We start from the raw sequence: 20,518 nt of genomic DNA, 5'->3' as shown, positions 1-20,518 counted from the left end.
ACGGGGCCGGTGACCGGTTCAGATCGTGGCCCGGCTCATCCGCCGGGGGTGGCCGGCGCACCGGCGTCGCGGGGCAGGTATGCCGTGACGACGATCCGGGTGCCACGGGTGACGGCGAAGTGGGAGAGATCAGCGATGCCGACGGGTAGTTCACCGTCAAGCTCCTGCACGCCGGCGCGGCCGGTCCAGTTGACCAGCGGTCGCTGCCGGCCGTCGAAGGTGTAGCCGTAGAGCCGGTAGCCGGTGCCCTCGGTCAGGCCGCTCAGGGTGGCCCGCACGGTGACCCGGTCGCGTTCTTCGGTCAGGAAGACGGACAGGTTAGCGCCAGAGTCCCGGTCCGTCGCCGAGGCGACGGCGGTACGGACGATGTTCGTCTGCACTCCCGGGGCCGGCGGGGCGAGTAGCGCCCTCGCGGAGATTCCGGCCACCGTGAGGGCGGCCATGAGCAGGGCGCCCAGGCCCGCGAAAGTAACGGCACGCCGGGACAGGCGGCGCTTCCGTCGGACACGCTGACCGTCGTCCGGATGCGCGATGCCCGGCGCTCGGTCGAAGCCGCGTTGGGCGGGATGCGTGACGGGCCGTCGGGCGGTCCGCGTCGGCAAGGGTACGGCCGTCGGCGTGGTCTGCTCCTGAACGGGCGAGGGCTTTTCAACCAGCGTGGCCGGCGGGGGTGCGGCCGGGGGTGCGACCCGTGGCAGCGCGACGGCTGGGGGCGCGACGGCTGGGGGTGCGATCCGTGGCGGTGCGACGGGTGGGGGTGTGACCGGTGCCGGTGCCACCCGCTGCTGCGGTGGCTCCCTGCGCCCGAGGTCCGGCCCAGCGGGGGCAGACGCCTCCCCGGTGGCCGTCTCGGCACCCGTACCGCCGCGCCGCAGTCGGAACCGGCGTCGGTCGGTCTCCTGGGCCTCTCTGCCCGGCTGGCCGGCCGGCTCCTGCGGCGCGAACCGCGCCGGAAAGGCCGCCGGCACCGCCGCCCCCAGCGCCCCGTAGCGGTTGAGCAGGTGATCCCTGTCGTCGCTGAGCAGGGCCAGCGCGGCGAGCGTCTCGCACACCTCGGTCGCCGCAGCCCGGCACTGCTGGCACGACTGGAGATGGTGGCCGACCTGCTCCGCACTACGCCGGTCGAGCGCGTCGAGGTGGTAGAGAGCCAGCAGGTCCGCCACATGGGCTTCCGTACCGGAGACTTCTTCCACCTGCATCAGACCCTCGGTTCACCGACTTTCCACCAGTAATGCTTGAAACGTGCCCTGCCGACGCGCGGTTCACGTCGGCCGCGACAAACCCAGCAGCACCACTCGTTGCGCTGGGTCAGCTTGGCGGACGGGGCGCCGGGCGTCGCGCGGCAGCATCACCCCGCCGGCGGCCCCGAGCGGGTGTCGTCACGGCGCGTCTGGACGCTGCCGGGGCGACCTGGCTCCGATCGACGCCTTCGGCAGTGCCACGGTCTCGGCCCGGGTTCCCGGCCCGTCGCTGGCCACGGACGCCGTGCTGTCGGCTTGTTCTTCGTCCGGGTTCAGCTTCCCGCCGTCCGAGGGCGGTGGGTCGCCGACCGTTCGCCGGGAGACCGACGGCGCCCGTGGCGCGGAGGCCGGAGGAAGAGCGCCGCCGCGAACCGGCGGCGCGGCGGTCACCGGCCCGGGGCCGTCGTCGTCACCGTCGTCCTCGGTGTCGTCGCGCAGCAGCCGGCGGATCCGGAACACGAGCAGGACCGCTGCCGCGAGCGCGACCAGCGCCACGATGGCCAGCAACGCCGACCGTCCGCCGGAGCTGCCGGAGGTGAGCCGTCCGCCCGATTCCCGCCCCGGTAAGGCCACCTCGGCCTCCTCGGGCAGCACCTTCGTGACCGCGGCGGCGGCATTGATCATGCCCCAGCCGTATCGGCCGTCGGGCTGTGCGCCGTCGCCCATCTTGTCCGACGTCACCTGGAGACGATGGGCGACCTGCTCCGGGCTCAGGTCCGGGTACGCGGCCCGGACCAGCGCGACGGCGCCGGCGACAAAGGCCACCGCGTACTGGGTGCCGCTACCCGCGACGGCGCCGACCCCGGTGATCCCGACACTGCTCACGTTGACGCCCGGGGCGACCACGTCGATGCCGCCACCGCGATAGTCGGCGGCTCGCTGGCCGTCGACTGCCACACCACCCACGCGCAGCACACCGGGGCCGATCTCCGCGCCCGGGTTGACCGGTACCGAAGCACGTGCAGCGCCGATCACCACGACGACGTCCCGGGCCACCGCCTCCATGATCGCCTTGGCCACCTCGGGCTTGCTCGTGTCGACGAAGTTGCCCAGCGCGATGACTGTCGCGCCCGCCTCGACGGTGGCCTCGATGGCCGCAGCAGAGTCGGCCGGCTGGGCCTTGGCGTCGTTGCCCACGACCCGGACCGGCATCACCGTGGCGTCGGGGGCGACGCCCTTGACGTCACTGCCGTTGGTGGACTGCCCAACCACCAGACCGGCCATCGCGGTGCCCGAGCCGAGGCAGTCCGTGTCGCCGCGGCCGCTGCCGCTGGTGATGTCCATGCCGACGGCCACGTGACCACTGAGCGTCGGCAGGCTGCCGTCCACACCGGAGTCGACGATCGCCACGAGCTGCCCCTTGCCGCGGCTCTGCGGCCAGGCCTGGTCGGCGGCCAGGCGCAAGCTCGCCCAGTCGGAGCGACTGCTCGACGCCGCCGTGGTCGCACACTGCCCCGCCTTCGCGCGGGGCTGCGTCGGTGCCTTGCTCGGGACCGCTGCCGCGCCGGAGACCCGCTCCGGCGGGATGGTGGGCCGCGCCTTGGCGGTGGGCGTGGCCTTGGCCTTGCCGGGCAGCGGTTTGACCGGCGCGGCCGGCGCCTTGTCGGGCAGCACTCCGTACTTGACGCCCTCGCCCACGGCGTCCCAGGGCAGCACCAGCAGCCACCCGGCTCGCAACTGGCCCGGTTCCTTGAGGGTGGCGCCGTCAGGTTGCCGGCGGCCGGTGTTGAGGTTGCGGATCTCGACGGACCGCGCCCCGTCGCCGAGGAACCGGGCGGCGATGCTGGTGAGGTTCTCCGGTTCTCCCTGGTACGACGACGTGACGGCGTAGAACTTGACGTATTCGTCGGCGGCCGAAGCCGGGCTCACGGCTCCGACGATCAGAGCCACCATGACGAACACCGCGAGGCAGGCACCACGTGCCGACCGGGTGATCCAGAACATTCTCTACTTCCCTTTGTCGTCGCCCAGGGCGGATCTGCACACACGACGGCCGAGACGGCATCGTGGTTCACGGCCGGACGCAATCTGCGGCGGCATCGCGATCCCTTCGTGCCACGCTGCCATCCGGCGCTCAACAGATGCGAAGGCGGCGTACCTCAGCGTGGTGTCGCGGACGTGGCTCGGGGAAGATGCACAGTGACCGACGGCGCGCCGTTCGCCACGCTGATCGTCACGAAGACCAGGTCGCCCAGCGCCACCGGCAGGTCACCGGAGACCTCCTGCACCGTGTCGGTGCTGGTCCACGACGCGATCTCGCGCGTCTGGCCGTCGAGCGTCACGGCGTACAGCTGGTAGCCGGTGCCGGCTCGCAGGCCGGTGACCGTGACCCGCACGTGCACTCCGCTGTCGGTCTCCGACGCGAACACCGAGGCCGTCGCGCCGGTGCTGGGCTCACTCCCGCTCGCCGCGACCGTCACCACCTCCGGCCCGGCCTCGTCACTCACCTGATCCAGAACGAAGAGGGCGCCGAAGCCGATGAACAGCACCACCGCAAGCGCAAGACCGGCCCGGACCAGCGCGAGCCGCTGCCGCCGGGGGCGCGGCTGCCGCCCGGGCCCGGCGGACACCGGACGCCCGCCGGCCGGACGAACCGAGCCCGAGCCGCCACGGCGGGCAGCGGGCGTCGCCGGTCGGGTGACCGGCGACGCCTCCTCGACAGCCACATCGTCGCTGAGCAGCGCGAGGGCGGCGACGACTTCGCACACCTCGTGGGCCGTCACCCGGCACTGCGCGCAGTCGCGCAGGTGCCGGTCGACGGCGTCGCTGTCGGCGCGATCGAGGACACCCATGTAGTGCGGACCCAGCAGGTCCGTCACATGGTCGCCCAGGGCGGGTAGGTCCGGCACGCCGCTCAGCTTCCCGTTCCGCCGTGCCCGGCCGGCGTCACTGCTTTACAAATCGCCACTTCTGGTCTCTCTGGGTGTCCTGACGGTCAAACTGTTGGATCCAGTATCCGTTCCAGGTGGTGCCGTTGTCCCTCGTCGGCCCGATGTCCACGCCCAGCAGCTCCATCACAAAGCCGGAGCGGCGGTTGGTCATGACCACGTTCCCGGCGCCGACGTCCTCCAGCAGCCACTGCTGATTCTCGTCGTTGTCGTCACGCGCGTACACCGCCATCTTCGACCCCTTCTGCAGGGAACGGTCCTGCACGGACAGGGCCATGTTGTTCCACGCGCTCGTGATGATGACGTGCCGCCTGTCCGGCGCCGGGTAGAGCTTCCAGCGCTGGTCCTTGTACCCTTCGTCCTTCCACAGCTGGACCCGGCTACCGGGCTGCGTGTTCTGGTTGATGCCAGGGAGCTCCACGATCGACTGGGCCCACGGGCTGTCCAGGCGGTACGTGGCACCCGCCTCGTACGCGAACAGCTTCGGGCCCTGGGGCTTCTCAGTGGGCTTCGCGGACGGGCTGGTGCTCGGCGAGGCCTGGACGCTCCGGCTCGCCGACGGCGTGGGGCTCGGCTTCACGGCGGGGCTCGGCTTCGTCGCGGGGACGGAAAGCCGGCTGTCCTTCTCATACTCGGTGACGTGCGCCGGAACCTGGTCGGCCAGCTGGGTGACGTTGACGCGGGGCAGGCCGGCCGCGCGCCGCACCGGGTCGATTCCCCATTGGTACGCGCTCAGCGCGAGCCGGTACGGGTCCTCGCCGTTGAGATCGGACAGCTCCTGGGCCATGTCGCACATGGCGACGCCGAGCGCCGGGATCGCGTCTGCGGGTCGCCAGACGGATGTGTCCGTGCCCGGCTGGTACTTCTCCCACAGGGCGGGCGTGAACTGGGCGACGCCCTGGCGGTCCGACGTTCGCTTGTTCACGTCGAAACCGGACAGCGTCCGCAACTGTGCCGCGATCTTCGCCGGCGTGACCTGCGGGCACAACTTTCCGGCGACCTGGATCGGTTGGACGAGAGCGTCGGGCACCTTGAGTTCACCGTCCGCCGCGGCGACGACCGGTTGGGTGGTCGCCTTCTCGGAGAACTGCGGCTGCTCGGCGTACCAGGCCGCGTACGCCTTCACCTTGTCGACGTAGGGCTTGGCGTCTTTCGGGACGCCGCGGGCGTCGAGCACCGCCTTGACTCCGGTCTGCTCCGCGGCGATGGCGGCCGGCCAGAGGTCTCCATCGATGTCGGCGGAACGCAGATGGCCCACGTTCTCGCAGGTCCGGTGACCCAGCGCGATGATGTTTGCCCGCCGGTCTGCGCGACTGGCATCGGACGAGGGCCGCCACTTCTCCCATGCCGCCTGGTCGAGACCGGCGATCATGTCGGGGCTGCTCTTGAAGCCGGACGCCGCCATGATCTGCGCGGCGAGCTTCGGCGGGTTGAGGGCGGGGCAGGACAGGGCCGCCTCCACGATGGCGGGCACGTCACCGTCCGGAACCGGCTCGCCGACCAGCTTGTCCGGGTCCGCAGCGGCGGCCAGTTCGAAACCGACGGCCCCGGACGCCAGGATGACGCCGACCAGGGCGACGATCTCGACGCGCTTACGCGTCGACGAGATGAGCCGTCGCCACGGGCGGCGCTGGCCACTTGCGGTTGCTTTCATCGACTCACTCTTACGCTCAGTTGGTGTGGGCACGTGTCGTGCACATGACGGCCGGGCAGCTACCCCGGTTCACAGCTGATCGGATTTTCTTGGGCGTGCCTCGCCCGCATCGCCGTTGCCGGTCGGCCGTCTCTCGCCTGCGGTTCCGAAATCGAAGCCCCGGCTGACGAGGGCCTCCCGCATGGCCCGCAGTGCATAGAAGGTGCGTGACTTGACGGTGCCGGCCGGGACGTCGAGCGCGTCGGCGGCCTCGGACACCGACCGTTCCCGGAAGAAGATCTCGACCAGCGTGATGCGTAGCCGCTCGGGCAGGGAGTCGAGCGCGGCCCGGACCTCACGCGCGTCGAGGAGGCGCTCGATGGCGTCGTCCGGCTGCGCATGATCGTCGATATAGTCGACCGGCAGCTCCGCCGGACGGACGTCGGCGGAGCGCATCTGGTCGATCAGGATGCGTTTGGCCACGGTGAACAGCCAGGCTCGGTTCCAGTTTCCCTCGGCGTTACGCGCCTCTGGATTCCGCCAGGCCCGCAGCACCGTCTCCTGCACGATGTCTTCGGCTCGGTGAACGTCACCCCTGGTCAGGCGGGTCAGGAAGCTCAGCAGCACGGGCGCGTGGACCTGCTGCAGATGCCGCAGGGCTGCTACATCTTCGGGGCTGTCCCTGCCCTGACCCGGACCGTCCGCAGGGGACTGGGCGCCAGCTGCCGTGCCGCTGGCACCGCTGACTTCTGGGGAGGGTCGCACGCGGCAAAGACTTGCACCGGGATTGCGGATTGTCTACTCAGTGACACTGACGGTGACACTCTGGCCGGTGGCTGTCTGGGCTGTTCATCGATCGCGGCGAGGTGTCCGGTGGTGCGGCGTCAGCCGCCGGTCACTCACGGAGCGTGACGACATGTCGGGGCGTTCGGTTGATTGGCAGACGGCCGAGACGGCATTTGACCAGCGTGAACTGTGCCGGGGCACGCGCCCGGCAAGCCGTTGCCTGGGGCAAGCTAACCTACGTCCACTGTTCACTCGGCGGTAACGTCGACTGTTCACTCGGCTGTAAACACGGTCCCGACATCTGCCGCGTCCCTGCCGGGCCGCGACCGTTTCGGCGGGCCACCGATGGGAGGAGGGCCGAGCATGGACACCGCTTGGGTGGTGGCGGTGGCCTCCGTGGTCGGCGGTGTCGTCGGCGCTTCGATCATGGCGCTGAGCATGCGTCGCACGGCCGCCGCAAGGAGCAACGAGCTGGCACACCTCGAACAGTTGGTGGAGCGGCGGGCGGAGCAGGTGACCGCGTTGAGCCATGAGCTGCGGACCCCGCTGAGCATGATCAAGGGGGCGGTCGATCTGTTGCGGGAGGGCACCCCGGGGCCGCTCACCGCTGCGCAGGCTCGCTTCCTGCAGGTCCTGGATCAGCAGTGTACGCAGGTCATCGGGCTGTGCGAGAGCCTCCTGATCCAAGCCAAGATCGAGGCTGGGTTGTTCACCCCACACCTGGAGAGGGTGGACGTGTCGGTGGTGGTGCGCGAGGTGGTGACCGCGATGCGACCGTTGTGTGCCCAGCGGCAGCAACGCATCAGCCTCGACATGCCCCAGGTGATGCCGCGCATCCGGGCCGACCCGATGCTGCTGACCCAGGCGCTGACCAACCTGCTGTCGAACGCGAGCCGGTTCACCACGACCGGCGGGAATCTCGACGTGCGGGTCATGCTGATCGACACTGGCGTGGCGGTCTACGTATCCGACGACGGTGCGGGCATGAGTCAGGCGGAGCGGCAACGCCTGTTCCACCGCTTCGCCACGGGTCGGCCGCTGGCCGACGGCACCGGCCTCGGCTTGGTGATCACGAAGACGATCGTGGAGCTGCACGGAGGCGAAATCATGGTGCACACTGCGTCGACCCGGGGGACCACCATCCTCCTGACCCTGCCGGACCGGCCGTGACGCGCGCCGGCGAGCAGCCCGGGAGTGGGCCTACCGCGCTGGTGGTCGACGACGAGCCGCAGATGACGATCATCGTGGAGTTCGCTCTGCAGACCCAGGGCTTCACCGTCCTCACCGCCCACGACGGGGCTACCGCCCTGCACCTGCTGCGGACGCATTCGGTGGACCTCGTGGTGCTGGACGTCATGATGCCCACGATGGACGGGCTGGCCCTGTGCCAGCGGATTCGCGCACGCTCGGAGGCGCCCATCATGTTCCTCACCGCGTTGGCCCAGCGTGACGACATCATCGCTGGGCTGGAGCACGGTGCCGACGACTACGTCACCAAGCCGTTCCACCCGCGGGAGGTGGCGCTGCGGGCGCAGGCGCTGGTGCGTCGCCGCCGGGGGTCGGGCACCACGGTCCAGGTCGGTGAGCTGGTCATCGAGCCGGCAACGCAAACCGCGACGTTGGCGCAGCACCGGCTCGACCTGCCGTTCACGGAGTTCAAGCTGCTGCACCACCTGGCGGTGCGCCGCGGCGTGCCGCAGTCGTGGCAGGACCTGCTGCGGGAGGTCTGGGGCACCACGGACCTGATCGGCGGACGAGACGTGGTGAAGTCCGCGGTGTACCGGCTGCGCTCCCGGCTCGCCGGGACGCCGAACGGATCGGCGTACGTGCGCACGCTGCGCGGGGTCGGCTACCTGATGCCCGAGATGGCTGCCGAGACCGCCGAGGACGGGGACGCCTCCCCGGCGGCCAGGTGACGGCGGCGTCACCATTACTTACGCCGCCGTCACCGGGGCCCCGTTCACACGCCTTTAACGTGGCCGTCACACCACTCGCATTGATTCGGGCGGCTTAGTAGGGGAGACCACGTCATGGCGACGAACAAGATACGGGGCAACCGCACACTGCTGGCGACAGCGATGGCGGCCTCGCTGCTGCTCGGTGCGGCCGGCTGCGCCCGCGAGGGTGGCGCCGAGGCCAGCAAGGACAGCGGTGTGGTGCACGTGGTGTGCGGCGCCACCGAGGACTGGTGCGCGGCGACCACGAAGAAGTTCACCGAGTCCACGGGGGTGAAGGCCGACTTCGTGCGGCTCTCCAGCGGCGAGGCGCTGGCGCGTATCAAGGCCGGCAAGGGCAACGCGGAGTTCGACGTCTGGTACGGGGGGCCCGCCGACGGGTACGCCTCCGCCGGCGACGAGGGGCTCCTGGAGGCCTACACCTCGCCGAACGCGGGTGTCATCCCGGCCAAGTACAAGGACCCGCAGGGCACCTGGACCGGCGTCTACGTCGGCGCCCTGGGCTTCTGCAGCAACAGCAAGCTGCTGACGGAGCGGGGGATCGGGCTTCCCGACTCGTGGACGGCCCTGCTCAACCAGAAGCTCGCCAAGGACATCGGCATCGCGCACCCGTCGACCTCGGGCACCGCGTACACGACGCTCTGGACCCAGGTGCAGCTGGCCGGCGGCGACGAGGGCAAGGCGCTGGACTACATGCGCAAGCTGCACCCGAACGTCCTGCAGTACACCAAGTCCGGCTCCGCGCCCGCCCAGATGACCGCTCGTGGCGAGGTCGCGGTGGGGGTCATCTTCGCGCACGACTGCGTGGCCACCATGGAGGCCGGCTTCCCCGACCTGAGGCTGAGTTTCCCGGCGGAAGGCACCGGTTACGAGACCGGCGGTGTCGCCCTGGTGAAGAACGCCAAGAACCCGACCAGCGCCCGCAAGTTCGTCGACTGGGCCCTCACCACCGAGGCGCAGGAGGTCGGCCCGAGCGTCAAGGCGTACCAGTTCCCGACGAACCCGGACGCGAAGGTGTCGGACAAGGTCGTCCCGCTCTCCGGCATCAAGATGGTGGAGTACGACGCGGTGGCGGCAGGTAAGGCGAAGTCGGCGCTCAACAAGCGGTTCGACGCCGAGGTCGCGCAGGCGCCGAAGTCATGACCACGTTGTTGTCCGATCCCGGGGTGATCACCCCAACCCCACCCGAGGCGGTCGCGCCGCGGCGGCGCCGCCGCCTCGGCGCGGGGCTGCGGGTCCTGGTCGGGGTCTGCGCGGCGGTGGTGGTGATCGGTGCGGCGATCCCGCTCGTGGCGGTGCTGGCCACTGCCTTCGCTCCGGACGCGCTGCCCCGCTACGTCGAGTTCTTCAGCTCCTCCGTCGATCTCGGCATCCTGCGGAACACGTTGGTGCTCGGGGCGCTGGTCGGGTTGTGCGGCACCGCCCTGGGGTTCCTGTTCGCGTTCGTCCAGGCCCGACTGGACGTGCCGGGTAAGAAGATCCTGCACCTCATCGCCCTCATGCCGATCGTCAGCCCGCCGTTCGCGGTGGCCACCGCCACGGTGGTGCTCTACGGCCGGCGCGGCGTGATCAGCAACGGCTTGTTCGGGCTGGAGTACGACATCTACGGCCTCGACGGCCTGGTGTTCGTGCTGTCGCTGTCGCTGTTCCCGGTGGCGTACCTGGGCCTGCTCGGCATGATGCGGGGCCTGGATCCGGCACTGGAGGAGGCGGCGATGAACATGGGCGCCAGCCGCTGGCAGATCATGCGCCGCGTGATCCTGCCGCTGCTGGCCCCCGGGCTCGTCGCCCCGTTCCTGCTGCTCTTTGTGGAGGCGATCGCCGACCTGGCCAACCCGCTGGTGCTCGGTGGCGACTACACGGTGCTGGCCAGCCGCGCCTACCTGGCGGTCACCGGTGAGTACGACACCACCAGCGCCGCCGTCTACTGCGTGATCCTGCTGGTGCCGTCCCTGGCGATGTACTTCGGCCAGCGGTGGTGGCTCAACCGCAAGGTGCGCACCACCATCACCGGCCGACCGTCCGGCTCCGTGCACCTGATCACCGGCTGGAGCCGGTGGCCGGTGTACGCCCTGGCGCTGTTCGCCGCCGCGATCATCGTGAGCATCTACAGCACTGTCATCCTCGGCTCGGTGACCAAGGTGTTCGGCGTGGACAACACCTTCACCCTCGATTACCTCAAGGAGGTACTGCTCGGGGTGGGAGTGGAGGCCGTCCTCGACACGTTGACGTTCGCGGTCATCGCCACTCCGATCGCCGCCATCCTCGGCCTGCTCATCGCCTGGCTGGTGGTTCGCCACCTGCGACGTACGGCCTGGCTGCTCGACCTGGGCGGCACGCTGGGTGTCGCCGTGCCGGGCACCGTGCTGGGCATCGGCTTCGTCCTCGCCTACCGACCCGAACGGTACATCGGCGACTACCTGGTGTTCCCCAGCCTGGTGGGTGGTAGCGCGGTCTTCGCCGGCGCGATGGCCATCGTCGTGGCGTTCGTGATCCGTAGCGTGCCGGCGGGGCAACGGACGGCGGTCGGCGCGCTGACCCAGTTGCATCCGCAGATCGAGCAGGCGTCGACCGACCTCGGGGCCAACTCGCTGCAGACGTTCCGTTGGGTGACCCTGCCGTTGATCAAGCCGGCCCTGCTCACCGGGTTGAGCTACAGCTTCGCCCGCAGCATGACCTCCGTGTCGACCATCGTCCTGCTGGTCACGCCGGAGACGAAGATCATCACATCGCAGGTGCTCAGCGCCGCGAGCACCGGCCGGTACGGGGTGGCATTCGCCTACTGCACGGTGCTGACCGTGCTCGTCCTGGTCGCCTTCGCGATCATCCGACTGCTCGTCGGCGGGGCGCCGCACTGCACCGCACCGCCAAGTCTGAAAGGCCGAAACGATGACCGTCGCCGCGCCCACCGAGGCCGCTGCGCTCGCACCCGCCGGACGTGGTGAGGCCAGCACCGGACGCCTGCAACTCGAGGCCCTGACCAAGCGTTTCCGGAGCCGTCCCGAGGACGTCACCGCAGTCGACAGCGTCTCGCTCGACGTCCTGCCGGGGGAGTTCATCACCCTGCTGGGTCCGTCGGGCTGCGGCAAGACCACCACGCTGCGCATGGTGGCGGGTTTCGAGGACGCCACGAGCGGCAGCATCCTGCTCGACGGCAAGGCCATCGACGACATGCCACCGCAGCGCCGACCGATGGCGATGGTGTTCCAGAGCTACGCCCTGTTCCCGCACATGACCGTCGCGCAGAACATCGCGTACGGGCTGAAGCTGCAGCGGCGCACCAAGGCCGACATCGCCGAGGGCATGCGGATGGCGGTGACCAGCATGAACCTCGTCGGCCTGGAGGACCGTAGCCCGCACGAGCTCTCCGGCGGCCAGCAGCAGCGGGTCGCGTTGGCCCGGGCACTGGTGGTGCAGCCGAAGGTGCTCCTGTTCGACGAGCCGCTGTCAAACCTGGACGCGAAGCTGCGCGACGCCATGCGGACCGAGATCCGTCGCATCCAGAAGATGTTCGGGATCACCAGCATCTACGTCACCCACGACCAGGACGAAGCGATGAGCATGTCCGACCGGGTCGTGGTGATGAACAAGGGCAAGGTCGAGCAGGTGGCGACGCCCGGCGAGATCTACGCCCGCCCGGCCAGTGTCTTCGTGGCGGACTTCATCGGTCGGGCCAACTTCATCGAGACGGTGCCGGAGAGCATCGCCGACGGTAAGGCGACGGTGACGGTGCTCGGCCGGCGGCTGACTGTGCCCGCCCACTCGACGGTGGTGGCCGGATCGGGGGACGCGTACCTCATGGTCCGTCCCGAGACGGTGACGTTGTCGCCGGTCACCGATGGTGGGACCGGCCTGGGCGTGGTGCTGCGGTCGACGTTCCACGGGCCGAGCATCGACTACGAGGTGGAGACGACCGGCGGCACCGTCACGGTGACGGAGTCGGGCAAGGACCCACGGGATGCGGTGGCCGAGGGAACCAACGTGGACGTGGCCATCGACGCGGACCGGGCGTACCTGCTGAATCGGGAATGAGCCTGTGGCGGCCCTGCCGGCCTCCCCCGCAGTGTCGGCGGGCCGCCACCGGTCGACAACATCTGTATAAGAAGTCCCGTCGGTCTTACTTGTCGAACCGGATCTCGACGCGCCGGTTGCTGGCCCGGCCCTTGGGGTTGTCCTTGCCGCCGAGGGTGTTCGGCGCGACGGGCCGGGTCTCTCCGAAGCCCTTGATCTCATAGGTGACCTGGCTGCCACCTTCCGCGGACAGCACCGCTCGGACCGCCTCGGCTCGCCGGAGGGACAACGCCAGGTTCTGCGCGTCGTCGCCCACCGCGTCGGTGTGCCCGAAGATCTGCACCGTGCCGGTGGCCTCGGTGCGTAGTCGTCTCGCGATCTCGGCCAGCCGGGTGCGGGCTGCCGGCGAGAGGTCGGCCTTGCCGAACGCGAAGAGCACGTCCGCCGCCAGGATCAGCTCGATTCGTCCGCCGGACTCGGCTTCCAGACTGTTGCCGTCGAGATCTTCCGTACGCAGGTAGATGTCGTCTGTCGGTGCCAGGATGTCGATGATCGGGGCGTCGACCCGCGCGCCGGCCGCCAGCGTGGGCCCGGGCACGACCGCGGTCCCGGAGGTGGGTGTCGGCGTCGGCGCCGCCCAGGCGGCGACCGGTTCGCTGACCAGCAGGAGGGTCAACGCGGTCGCGGCCAGGGCCGTACGCCCGCTAACCGAGCGGAACATTCTCGAACACCGGGACACGAGGGATGACGACATCCACGGCGGTGACGTCGTCCGGCGGGGCGCCGAACATGGCGTACAGGTCCACTGACTGACCGGGAGTGACGAAGACTGAGGCGAGGCCCGACGAAGCGAGGTACGTCACCTGACCGGGTTTCGCATCCGAGTCGCCGGCCCGGGCTACCAGGTGCCGCTTGCGGTTCTTCCGGTCGACCAACGTCACGCCGGAGAAGGCCAACGAGACGGTCTCACCTTGAAAGGCGCTGGCGATCTGCCAGCGTCCCGGGCTGCCCGCCGGATCCGTACGGGTCATCCGAACGTTGAGGTTGACGAACCCCTTGTCCCGTCGCAGCTGGTACAGCTCCACCTTCACCCGGAACAGACTACCGCTCTCGCTGATCTGGATGTCCCGGCTCGCGATCACCGTGCCCATCTCGTCGGGCTGACCGGGCGCGAAGCCGGTGGTTCCCTTCGCGGCACCGCCGGAGTCGTCGGTCCCGCCGAGACTGTCGCAACCGCCGACGGCCAGGGCCATCACCAGTGCGAGCGAACCAGCGGCGACTGTGGTGCGCAGACGCACGAATACTCCCTAGTGGGCTGGTCGGAGCGGGCGCGATCAACTCCCGGCACGGTAGTCGATGGCGTCCACTGGGCGAGGGTTTGGCGGAGAACTCGTCGTCGTGGGAAGGCGCAGTCGAGCACTCCGGCCTGGTGGGCAATCGCCCTCGAACACCAACACCGCGGTCCTGGCCGACCTGCACGCCCGCATCCTCGGAGAGCCCTCATGACCAGGGATCCCGATCGTGTCGCCACCCGGCTCGCCGCGACGGCGTCCAGGTCGGCGAGGGCACGAACGACATCCTGCGAACCGCTGTCGCGAAGGCGCTCGTACGCGCCGACCTGACCGTCTGATGCTCCACGGTCCTATCGGAGCATCAGACGGTCACCGGTCAGGACAGTCGCAGCCGAGGTTCGAGGACCACCTCGAAGAGCCGGTCCCACGGCAGCTCGACACGCGCTGACTCGAAGCGAGCCAGCGTCGCCGTGAACGTCTTCGCGCCTCGGTGTCCCAGCACGATGCGGTGCCCCGCGAAGTGGTCGGCGAAGTACCGCTCGGTCACGGGTACCAGCCGCTCCCTGACCCAACCGTCGAAGTAGGTCTTCTGCTCGGGAGTGAGCGCGAGCGGGTCCCAGCCCCGCGCCCGTGCGTGCGCGTACGCCTCGACCTGCACGATGTTCTTCCACGGGTCGTCCTTGACGAACCGGTAGAGCAGGTACTCGGCGTGGGCCTGGCCCGGCGCGCGCAGGTCGGGCACGCCGAACCCGCTTCCGGAGGCGCGGAGGTACGCCCACCGGGCGGTGCCGTGGCTGAGCGCCAGGCCGAGTGCGTTGCCGCCGGTGTTCCACCCCGAGTACGACAGCAGCGCCGCGAGATCCAGGTGGTCCTCCATGCGCGCGACCAGGTCGTGGTCGGCCTTGTTCACGATGAGCGGGTCCACCACGATGACCGAAGTGCCGGCGGTCAGCAGCTTGCCGATCCGCCCGACGAAGGCGTCCAGGTCAGCGGCCCGTTGCCCGGGTGCCGTCGAGGGAGTGTTCACGGCGAGCACGATGTCCGCGTCGCCGCTGACGACCCGTCCTCCGACCGAGGTGACGTGCCGCCGGATGTTCTCCGCGAACGGGATGCCCTCCAGTTGTGCGGTCCAGGCCTCACCGGAGACGCCGGCGTACTCCACGCGGTAGGTGGGGCCGGTGCCGGCCGCGATCACCCGCGCGACCAGCAGCGCGTTGACCTCGTCGGCACCGGGGAAGATTTCCACCCGGTCGCCGACGCCGAGTTGGTCGACGAGCGACTGCAGCTCGACCCGCTCGGCTCGGGCCAGGCCGACCGGCGCGGTGTCGTCCTCGGAGAGCACGAGGTGGTTGATGGTGCCGTCGGCGACCCACTCGACCATGAGCCGGTTGACCTGGTGGTTGCGGGCCCGCGCGGCGAGATAGTCCTCGACGACCTGGTCGGGGATCTGTGCCCGGACGGCGTCGAGTTGCGCTCGCAGCTCCTCCTGCCCGAGGTTCGTCACCTGGTCGTAGAGCTTCGCCCAGGAGACGAGCAGGTCGCGGTACCGATCCAGCTCGGTGCCCGTGCTGGTGATGGCGAGGCGCTGGATGGTGTCGTGCACCTCGATCACCGCCTCCGGCCGGGTGGAGCGCAGTGTGCGAATCGCAGCCAGGTTCGCCAGGGCGGCGGCCAGCGTCGGGGCTGCGGTGCGGGAGGCGATCAGGCCGCCGTACGCGAGCATGCTGACCGAGATCACGTACCCGTCGACGCCGTTGGTGGTGCCGAGCCAGCGGGCGATGGCGGCGCCGTCGCCGGGGGTGAAGAAGCGGCCCAGCGACTCCCGTGGCGGCAGCTGCACCTGGGCGCCGGCGCTGGCCGCGGTCATCTGCGCCGCGTACGTGTTGACGGGCCGGTCGTCCAACGGGACCAGCGCCACGGTCAGCTGCCGCTTGGCGGGCCCGGCGAATGCGGGCCGGCCCACGGTCAGGGTGGTCAGCCCGGCCATGCCGGTGGCTAGAAGGGTGCGTCTTCTCATGTTCACTCCTCTATTTCGGTGCGCTCGCCGCGCGGGGGGTGGCCGGCACGAGCCGGCGGGTGATCCAGAGCGGTGAGGTGACGGCGTTGCCCATCACCACCGCGTGGGCACCTGCCTCGAAGGCCTGGCCGATCTGTTCCGTGTTGCGGTACCGCCCTTCGGCGATCACCGGCACGGGCAGCAGTGCGACGAGTCGCTCCACGAGCCCGAGGTCGGGCCCGTCGGTTGGTGGGCTGGTCGGTGTGTAGCCGGACAGCGTGGTGGCGACGGCGTCCGCGCCGGCCTCGACGGCTGCGACGCCCTCGGCGGCGGTGGAGACGTCTGCCAGGATCAGTGCGTCGGTCCGTTCGCGGAGCACGCGGACCGTGTCGGCGAAGGCGCGGCCGTCCGGTCGCGGGCGGTCGGTGGCGTCGATCGCGACGATCTCCGCTCCGGCCAGCGCCACCTCGAGCGCGTGGGCAGCGGTCGGGGTGATGAAGACGTCAGCGGCGCCGTGCTTGTACAGCCCGATCACCGGAACGTCGACGGCGGCGCGTACCGCTCTGACGTCGTCCGGCCCGTTGACCCGGACCGCCACGGCGCCGCCGCGTACCACCGCGGCTGCCACCCTGGCCTGGACGTACGGATCCCGCATCGGATCGTCCGGGTCGTCGGGCAGCGGTTGGCAGGACACCACCAGCCCGCCGGCCAGGTCGTCGAGCACGTTCACCCTTCGGTCCTTTCGATGTGGGGTCAGTCGATGGCCAGTCGGGCGGCGCCGACCAGGACCGCGTCGACGCTCAGCGTGGCGGGCAGCAGTGGAACGTCGGCCCAGCCGGCGGGCACCTCGGCCGAGTAGGCGGCGGACGCGGCGGGCAGCAGGGAGCCGGCGGCCCCGCCGGCGACCAGGACAGCGTCCGGATCGAGCAGCGCCACCAACCCCGCGAGGGTTGCGCCGAGGACGGCTCCGGCGCGCTGCACGACCCGCTGGGCGGCCCCGTCGCCGGTCGCGGCGCGCTCGGCCACTGTCCGCCCGGTGACGTGGGTGCCGGTCTCGATGGCGTACGCGGCGGCCAGCCCGCTGCCGGAGGCGATCGCCTCCAGGTGCCCGTGGCGGCCGCACCCGCACCGCAGTCGTTCGGCGCCCGGGGCGGGCAGGTGCCCGACCTCGCCGGCTGCCCCGCGGGCCCCGGCCTCGACCCGGCCGTTGCGGACGATCGCCCCGCCCAGCCCGGTGCCGACGGCCACCAGCAGCACATGAGCGCGGTCCCGTCCGGCGCCGGCCCAGCTTTCGCCGAGCGCGGCGGCGTGCACGTCGTTGACGACCCGCACTCCTCGACCCAGCCGGGTGGCCAGCGCGTCGGCGACCGGGGTGCCCGTCCAGCCCGGCAGGCTGTCGGTGGCGTACCGGATGCTGCCGGTCGCCGGGTCGACAGTGCCGGCGGTGCCCACGCCCACCGGTCCGGCGGTCGCGCCGAGCAGTTCGGTGGCCAGCCGGGCGGCGACGTCCAGCACCGCCTCGGGCCCGGACCGGGCGGGCGTGGGCGCCTCGCGGCGCTCCAGCACCCGTCCGGCCCGGTCGACGAGCGCGACTGCCGTTTTGGTGCCACCGATGTCGATACCGACAACCGGTGTCGTCATCCCTTGAGGCCGGTGTGCGCGAGGCCCTCGACGAACTGCTTCTGCGCGATGACGAACACCACCAGGACGGGCAGGGCGGTCATCGACGCCGCGGCCATCTGGACGTCCCACATGGGGCCGCCGTAGGCGTCGACGAACTGGGTGAGCGCCTGGGGCAGGGTGAACTTCTCCGGAGAGGAGAGGAACACGATCGGTTCCAGATAGAGGTTCCAGCTGTGCAGGAAGGTGAAGATGGCCACCGCGCCCAGCGCCGGCCGCGACAGCGGCAGGGCGATCCGCCAGAAGGTGGCGAATCGGCCCAGCCCGTCGACCCGGGCCGCCTCCTCCAGCTCACCAGGCAGGCTGATGAAGAACTGCCGCATGATGAACGTCGCCAGGACGCTCGGCGCGCCGAAGATCGGCACCAGGATCAGCGGCCAGTGGGTGTTGACCAGGCCGAGTTTGAAGAACATCTGGAACAGCGGCACGATCGTCACCTCGCTCGGAATGAGCAGGCCCGCGAGGACGACCAGGAACAACACGTTCTGGCCCCGGAACCGGATGCGCGCGAAGGCGTACCCGGCCAGTGCCGCCACGGCCATGGTGCCAACCGTGACGACCAGCGCGATGTAGAGGCTGTTCAGGTACTGCTGCCCGAAGGGCTGCAACTCGAACACCCGCTCATAGGCGTCGAATCGGGGATTGGTCGGCAGGAGCTTCGGCGGGAAGGCGAAGATGTCCGCCACCGGCTTCAGCGACGAGGTGACCATCCACCAGGTCGGGAAGACGAACGGGATCGCCAGGACCAGCAGCACCCCGTAGAGCACCAGCTTGGTCCGGCGGGACAGGTCACGACTCATGGAAGACCCACCTCTTGCGCATCTGCCACTGCAGCACGGTGAGGGCGAGCACGATGGCGAACAGGACGATCGACAGCGTGGCGCCGTAGCCGAAGTGATGGAATTGGAAGGCCTGCTGGTACAGGTAGTAGACGAGGACCGTCGTCGATGCGCCCGGGCCGCCCTGGGTGAGCACCGAGATCTGCGCGAAGACCTGCAACGACCCGACCACGGTGATGATCGACGTCAGCAGGATCGTGGGGCTGATCAGCGGCACGGTGATCCGCCAGAACTGGCGCATCCGGCTCGCCCCGTCCACCTCGGCGGCCTCGTACAGCTCGCCCGGCACACCCTGAAGGGCGGCCAGGAACAGCACCATGTTCAGGCCGACGTTCTTGAACACCTGCACGACGATCACGGACACCATCGCGGTGCCCTCGCCGCGCAGCCAGTTCGGCCCGTCCACGCCAATGGTGTCGAGCAGACCGTTGATCCCGCCGTTGTCCTGAAGCAGGAAGCCCCAGACGATGGTCCAGGCCACCAGCGAGACCACCACGGGGGAGAAGAACAGCGTGCGGAACACGATCGTGCCCCGCAGCTTCTGGTTCAGCAGGACTGCCAGAAGCAGGGCCAGGCCGAGGTTGAGCACCACCAGCCCGACGGAGAACAGCCCGGTGGCGCGCAGCACCTCGCCGAGGTTGGGATCATCGGCGAGAGCCTTGTAGTTGTCGCTGCCGACGAAGTCGAAGGTTCCGGCGAGCACGTTCCACTCGTGCAGGCTGTACCAGAGCACGAGGATCAGCGGCAGGATCACGAAGACGATGCTGCCGAGCATTTGCGGGGCGATGAACACGTAACCGGCGAGCTGGTCCCGGCGGCGGCTGGTCCAGAACGGCCGGGCCGGGCCCGGGGCGGGCCCGGCAGCAGCCGAGCCCACCCTGGTGTCCGTCTGGGTCATGATCGTTTGCCTTACTTCGCCAGCAGCGGCTGGATCTTGGTGCAGACGCCGTCGAGTACGGCCTTGACGTCCGCGTTCGGCTGCCACAGCGGGTCGAGCCCGGCGCGGACCTGCTGGCTCAGCTCGGCCTGGCCGGAGTGACTGGGCTTGACCACGCCGTTGGTGATGCCGTCGATGACGACCTTCTGCAGCTGCTCCGGCTTGAGCTTCGGGTTCGTCTTGGCGAGGGTCTCGGCGGTCAGCTGCGACTGCCGGGGCGCTGGGAAGAACTGGGCGAGCTTCGCCGAGTTGGTGGGGTTGGTGAAGAAGGCCAGGAAGTCGGCCGCCTGCTTGGCGTGCGGGCTCTTCTTCATGACACCGACACCCGCCTGGCCGACCACCGCGTAGTTCCCCTTCGGGCCGGCCGGCAGCGGCACCAGGTCCCACCCGAAGCCACCGTCCTTCAGCAGCGAGGCGCGAGAGATCTGGGTGACCGTCATGGCCGAGTCACCGGCGAAGAAGTCGGCGGTCGTGCCCGGACCGGGCAGCGCCTTCTGGGTGAAGGTGGCCTTGTGCAGGGTGGTCATCGCGTCGACCATCTCCGGGCTGTTGAAGCCGCAGGACTTGCCGTCCTCGCTCCACGCCTGGGCGCCCCATCCGGTCCAGAAGGTGGACAGGTTGTCCCAGCCCTTGTAGTCGAAGTCCCGGATGACCATGCCGGCCTTGCCGGAGTCCGCCGCCGCCGCCGCGGCGGTTGCCAGGGCGTTGTCCCAGTTCCACTGGCCGGCCGCGATCAGCTCGGCCGGGGTCTTCTGCCCGGCCTTCTTGACCATGTCGTTGTTGACGAACACCCCGAACGGCGAGGTGGAGAAGGGGTACGCGTACAGCTTGCCGTCGTCCTGCCAGAGCTTGAGCGTGGCGGGGGAGATGTCCTCGTACTCGTAGCCCTCGGCCTTCTTGAGGGTGTCGTCCAGGGGCAGCAGCGCGCCCGAGGTGACGAAGTCGGGGGCCGAATTCTCGAACACCCACGCGAGGTCCGGTGCGTTCCCGCCCGCGATCTGCGTGGTCAGGGTCGTGGTGTACGTGTCGAACGGCAGCGGATCGAACTTGATCTCGGTCACGTCCGGGTGGCTCTTGCGGTATTCGTCGGCGATCTCGTTGAACAACTTGAGGTGCGCCTCGTTGGCCGACCAGACGGTCATCCGCAGTGTCGCCGGGCCGCTGTCGTCGGCGTCGTCACCGCCACCGCAGGCGGTCAGGGCGAGCGTGCCGGCCAGTGCGACGGCGACGCCGCGCAGGGCCTTTCCTGCTTTCACAATG

At 70.0% G+C, this 20,518-nt stretch carries 18 protein-coding genes; 5 read left to right on the top strand and 13 right to left on the bottom strand.

Going from position 1 to position 20,518, the window contains the following annotated elements; translation table 11 throughout:
* Positions 1-35 precede the first annotated feature (35 nt).
* From AC3CF1_RS07910 to AC3CF1_RS07890, 5 genes are all read right to left on the bottom strand, one after another.
* A complete protein-coding gene (locus AC3CF1_RS07910) occupies positions 36-1,199 on the bottom strand; it encodes a zf-HC2 domain-containing protein (RefSeq protein ID WP_488449943.1) in 1,164 nt (387 codons plus the stop codon).
* 180 nt (positions 1,200-1,379) lie between these two features.
* Positions 1,380-3,185, bottom strand: coding sequence for a S8 family serine peptidase (locus AC3CF1_RS07905; protein ID WP_488449942.1), 1,806 nt, complete (start codon positions 3,183-3,185; stop codon positions 1,380-1,382).
* A 155-nt stretch (positions 3,186-3,340) separates the two neighbouring features.
* A complete protein-coding gene (locus AC3CF1_RS07900) occupies positions 3,341-4,090 on the bottom strand; it encodes a zf-HC2 domain-containing protein (RefSeq protein WP_488449941.1) in 750 nt (249 codons plus the stop codon).
* 37 nt (positions 4,091-4,127) lie between these two features.
* Complete coding sequence (locus tag AC3CF1_RS07895) at positions 4,128-5,783, bottom strand: RICIN domain-containing protein (protein ID WP_488449940.1); 1,656 nt, start codon at positions 5,781-5,783, stop codon at positions 4,128-4,130.
* A gap of 69 nt (positions 5,784-5,852) precedes the next feature.
* Positions 5,853-6,410 (bottom strand): sigma-70 family RNA polymerase sigma factor, encoded by a 558-nt coding sequence (locus AC3CF1_RS07890; RefSeq protein ID WP_327650580.1) that lies wholly within the window; start codon positions 6,408-6,410, stop codon positions 5,853-5,855.
* Between the two features lie 501 nt (positions 6,411-6,911).
* On the opposite strand from AC3CF1_RS07890, the gene AC3CF1_RS07885 reads away from it, so the two are divergent.
* The 5 genes from AC3CF1_RS07885 to AC3CF1_RS07865 all read left to right on the top strand — a co-directional run bounded on the left by AC3CF1_RS07885 (position 6,912) and on the right by AC3CF1_RS07865 (position 12,535).
* Positions 6,912-7,718, top strand: a complete 807-nt coding sequence (locus AC3CF1_RS07885) for a sensor histidine kinase (RefSeq protein ID WP_185755338.1) — start codon at positions 6,912-6,914, stop codon at positions 7,716-7,718.
* Positions 7,715-8,464 carry a response regulator transcription factor gene (locus AC3CF1_RS07880; protein ID WP_327644755.1) on the top strand — a complete coding sequence of 250 codons (750 nt, stop codon included), beginning with the start codon at positions 7,715-7,717 and terminating at the stop codon, positions 8,462-8,464. Before AC3CF1_RS07885 ends, AC3CF1_RS07880 begins: the two co-directional genes overlap by 4 nt.
* A 114-nt stretch (positions 8,465-8,578) precedes the next feature.
* The gene (locus tag AC3CF1_RS07875) at positions 8,579-9,646 is read left to right on the top strand and encodes an ABC transporter substrate-binding protein (RefSeq protein WP_210928906.1); all 1,068 of its coding nucleotides are present in this window, start codon (positions 8,579-8,581) and stop codon (positions 9,644-9,646) included.
* Complete coding sequence (locus AC3CF1_RS07870) at positions 9,643-11,448, top strand: ABC transporter permease (protein WP_488449939.1); 1,806 nt, start codon at positions 9,643-9,645, stop codon at positions 11,446-11,448. The genes AC3CF1_RS07875 and AC3CF1_RS07870 overlap by 4 nt, the downstream gene beginning before the upstream one ends.
* Positions 11,393-12,535: an ABC transporter ATP-binding protein gene (locus tag AC3CF1_RS07865; protein ID WP_099855170.1), complete on the top strand. Its 1,143-nt coding sequence runs from the start codon at positions 11,393-11,395 to the stop codon at positions 12,533-12,535. The genes AC3CF1_RS07870 and AC3CF1_RS07865 overlap by 56 nt, the downstream gene beginning before the upstream one ends.
* A gap of 85 nt (positions 12,536-12,620) precedes the next feature.
* Here AC3CF1_RS07865 and AC3CF1_RS07860 read toward each other — a convergent pair whose 3' ends face one another.
* The 8 genes from AC3CF1_RS07860 to AC3CF1_RS07825 form a co-directional block, all read right to left on the bottom strand.
* Positions 12,621-13,235 carry an OmpA family protein gene (locus AC3CF1_RS07860; RefSeq protein WP_328373222.1) on the bottom strand — a complete coding sequence of 205 codons (615 nt, stop codon included), beginning with the start codon at positions 13,233-13,235 and terminating at the stop codon, positions 12,621-12,623.
* Entirely contained in the window at positions 13,219-13,812 is a 594-nt protein-coding gene (locus AC3CF1_RS07855; protein ID WP_488449938.1) for a hypothetical protein, read from the bottom strand. The genes AC3CF1_RS07860 and AC3CF1_RS07855 overlap by 17 nt, the downstream gene beginning before the upstream one ends.
* Before the next feature lie 370 nt (positions 13,813-14,182).
* Positions 14,183-15,823 carry a DUF4127 family protein gene (locus AC3CF1_RS07850; protein ID WP_488449937.1) on the bottom strand — a complete coding sequence of 547 codons (1,641 nt, stop codon included), beginning with the start codon at positions 15,821-15,823 and terminating at the stop codon, positions 14,183-14,185.
* Positions 15,824-15,833: 10 nt separating this feature from the next.
* Positions 15,834-16,532, bottom strand: a complete 699-nt coding sequence (locus AC3CF1_RS07845; protein WP_354980996.1) for an N-acetylmannosamine-6-phosphate 2-epimerase — start codon at positions 16,530-16,532, stop codon at positions 15,834-15,836.
* A 23-nt stretch (positions 16,533-16,555) separates the two neighbouring features.
* Positions 16,556-17,443, bottom strand: coding sequence for an ROK family protein (locus tag AC3CF1_RS07840; RefSeq protein WP_488449936.1), 888 nt, complete (start codon positions 17,441-17,443; stop codon positions 16,556-16,558).
* A complete protein-coding gene (locus AC3CF1_RS07835) occupies positions 17,440-18,282 on the bottom strand; it encodes a carbohydrate ABC transporter permease (RefSeq protein WP_088949060.1) in 843 nt (280 codons plus the stop codon). Before AC3CF1_RS07835 ends, AC3CF1_RS07840 begins: the two co-directional genes overlap by 4 nt.
* The gene (locus tag AC3CF1_RS07830) at positions 18,272-19,219 is read right to left on the bottom strand and encodes a carbohydrate ABC transporter permease (protein ID WP_488449935.1); all 948 of its coding nucleotides are present in this window, start codon (positions 19,217-19,219) and stop codon (positions 18,272-18,274) included. Before AC3CF1_RS07830 ends, AC3CF1_RS07835 begins: the two co-directional genes overlap by 11 nt.
* Positions 19,220-19,230: 11 nt before the next feature.
* Positions 19,231-20,514: an ABC transporter substrate-binding protein gene (locus AC3CF1_RS07825; RefSeq protein WP_308159643.1), complete on the bottom strand. Its 1,284-nt coding sequence runs from the start codon at positions 20,512-20,514 to the stop codon at positions 19,231-19,233.
* Between the last annotated feature and the right edge of the window lie 4 nt (positions 20,515-20,518).

This window comes from Micromonospora sp. MGP-C2 (assembly GCF_057766525.1).
This window is presented reverse-complemented; position numbering and strand designations above follow the sequence as displayed.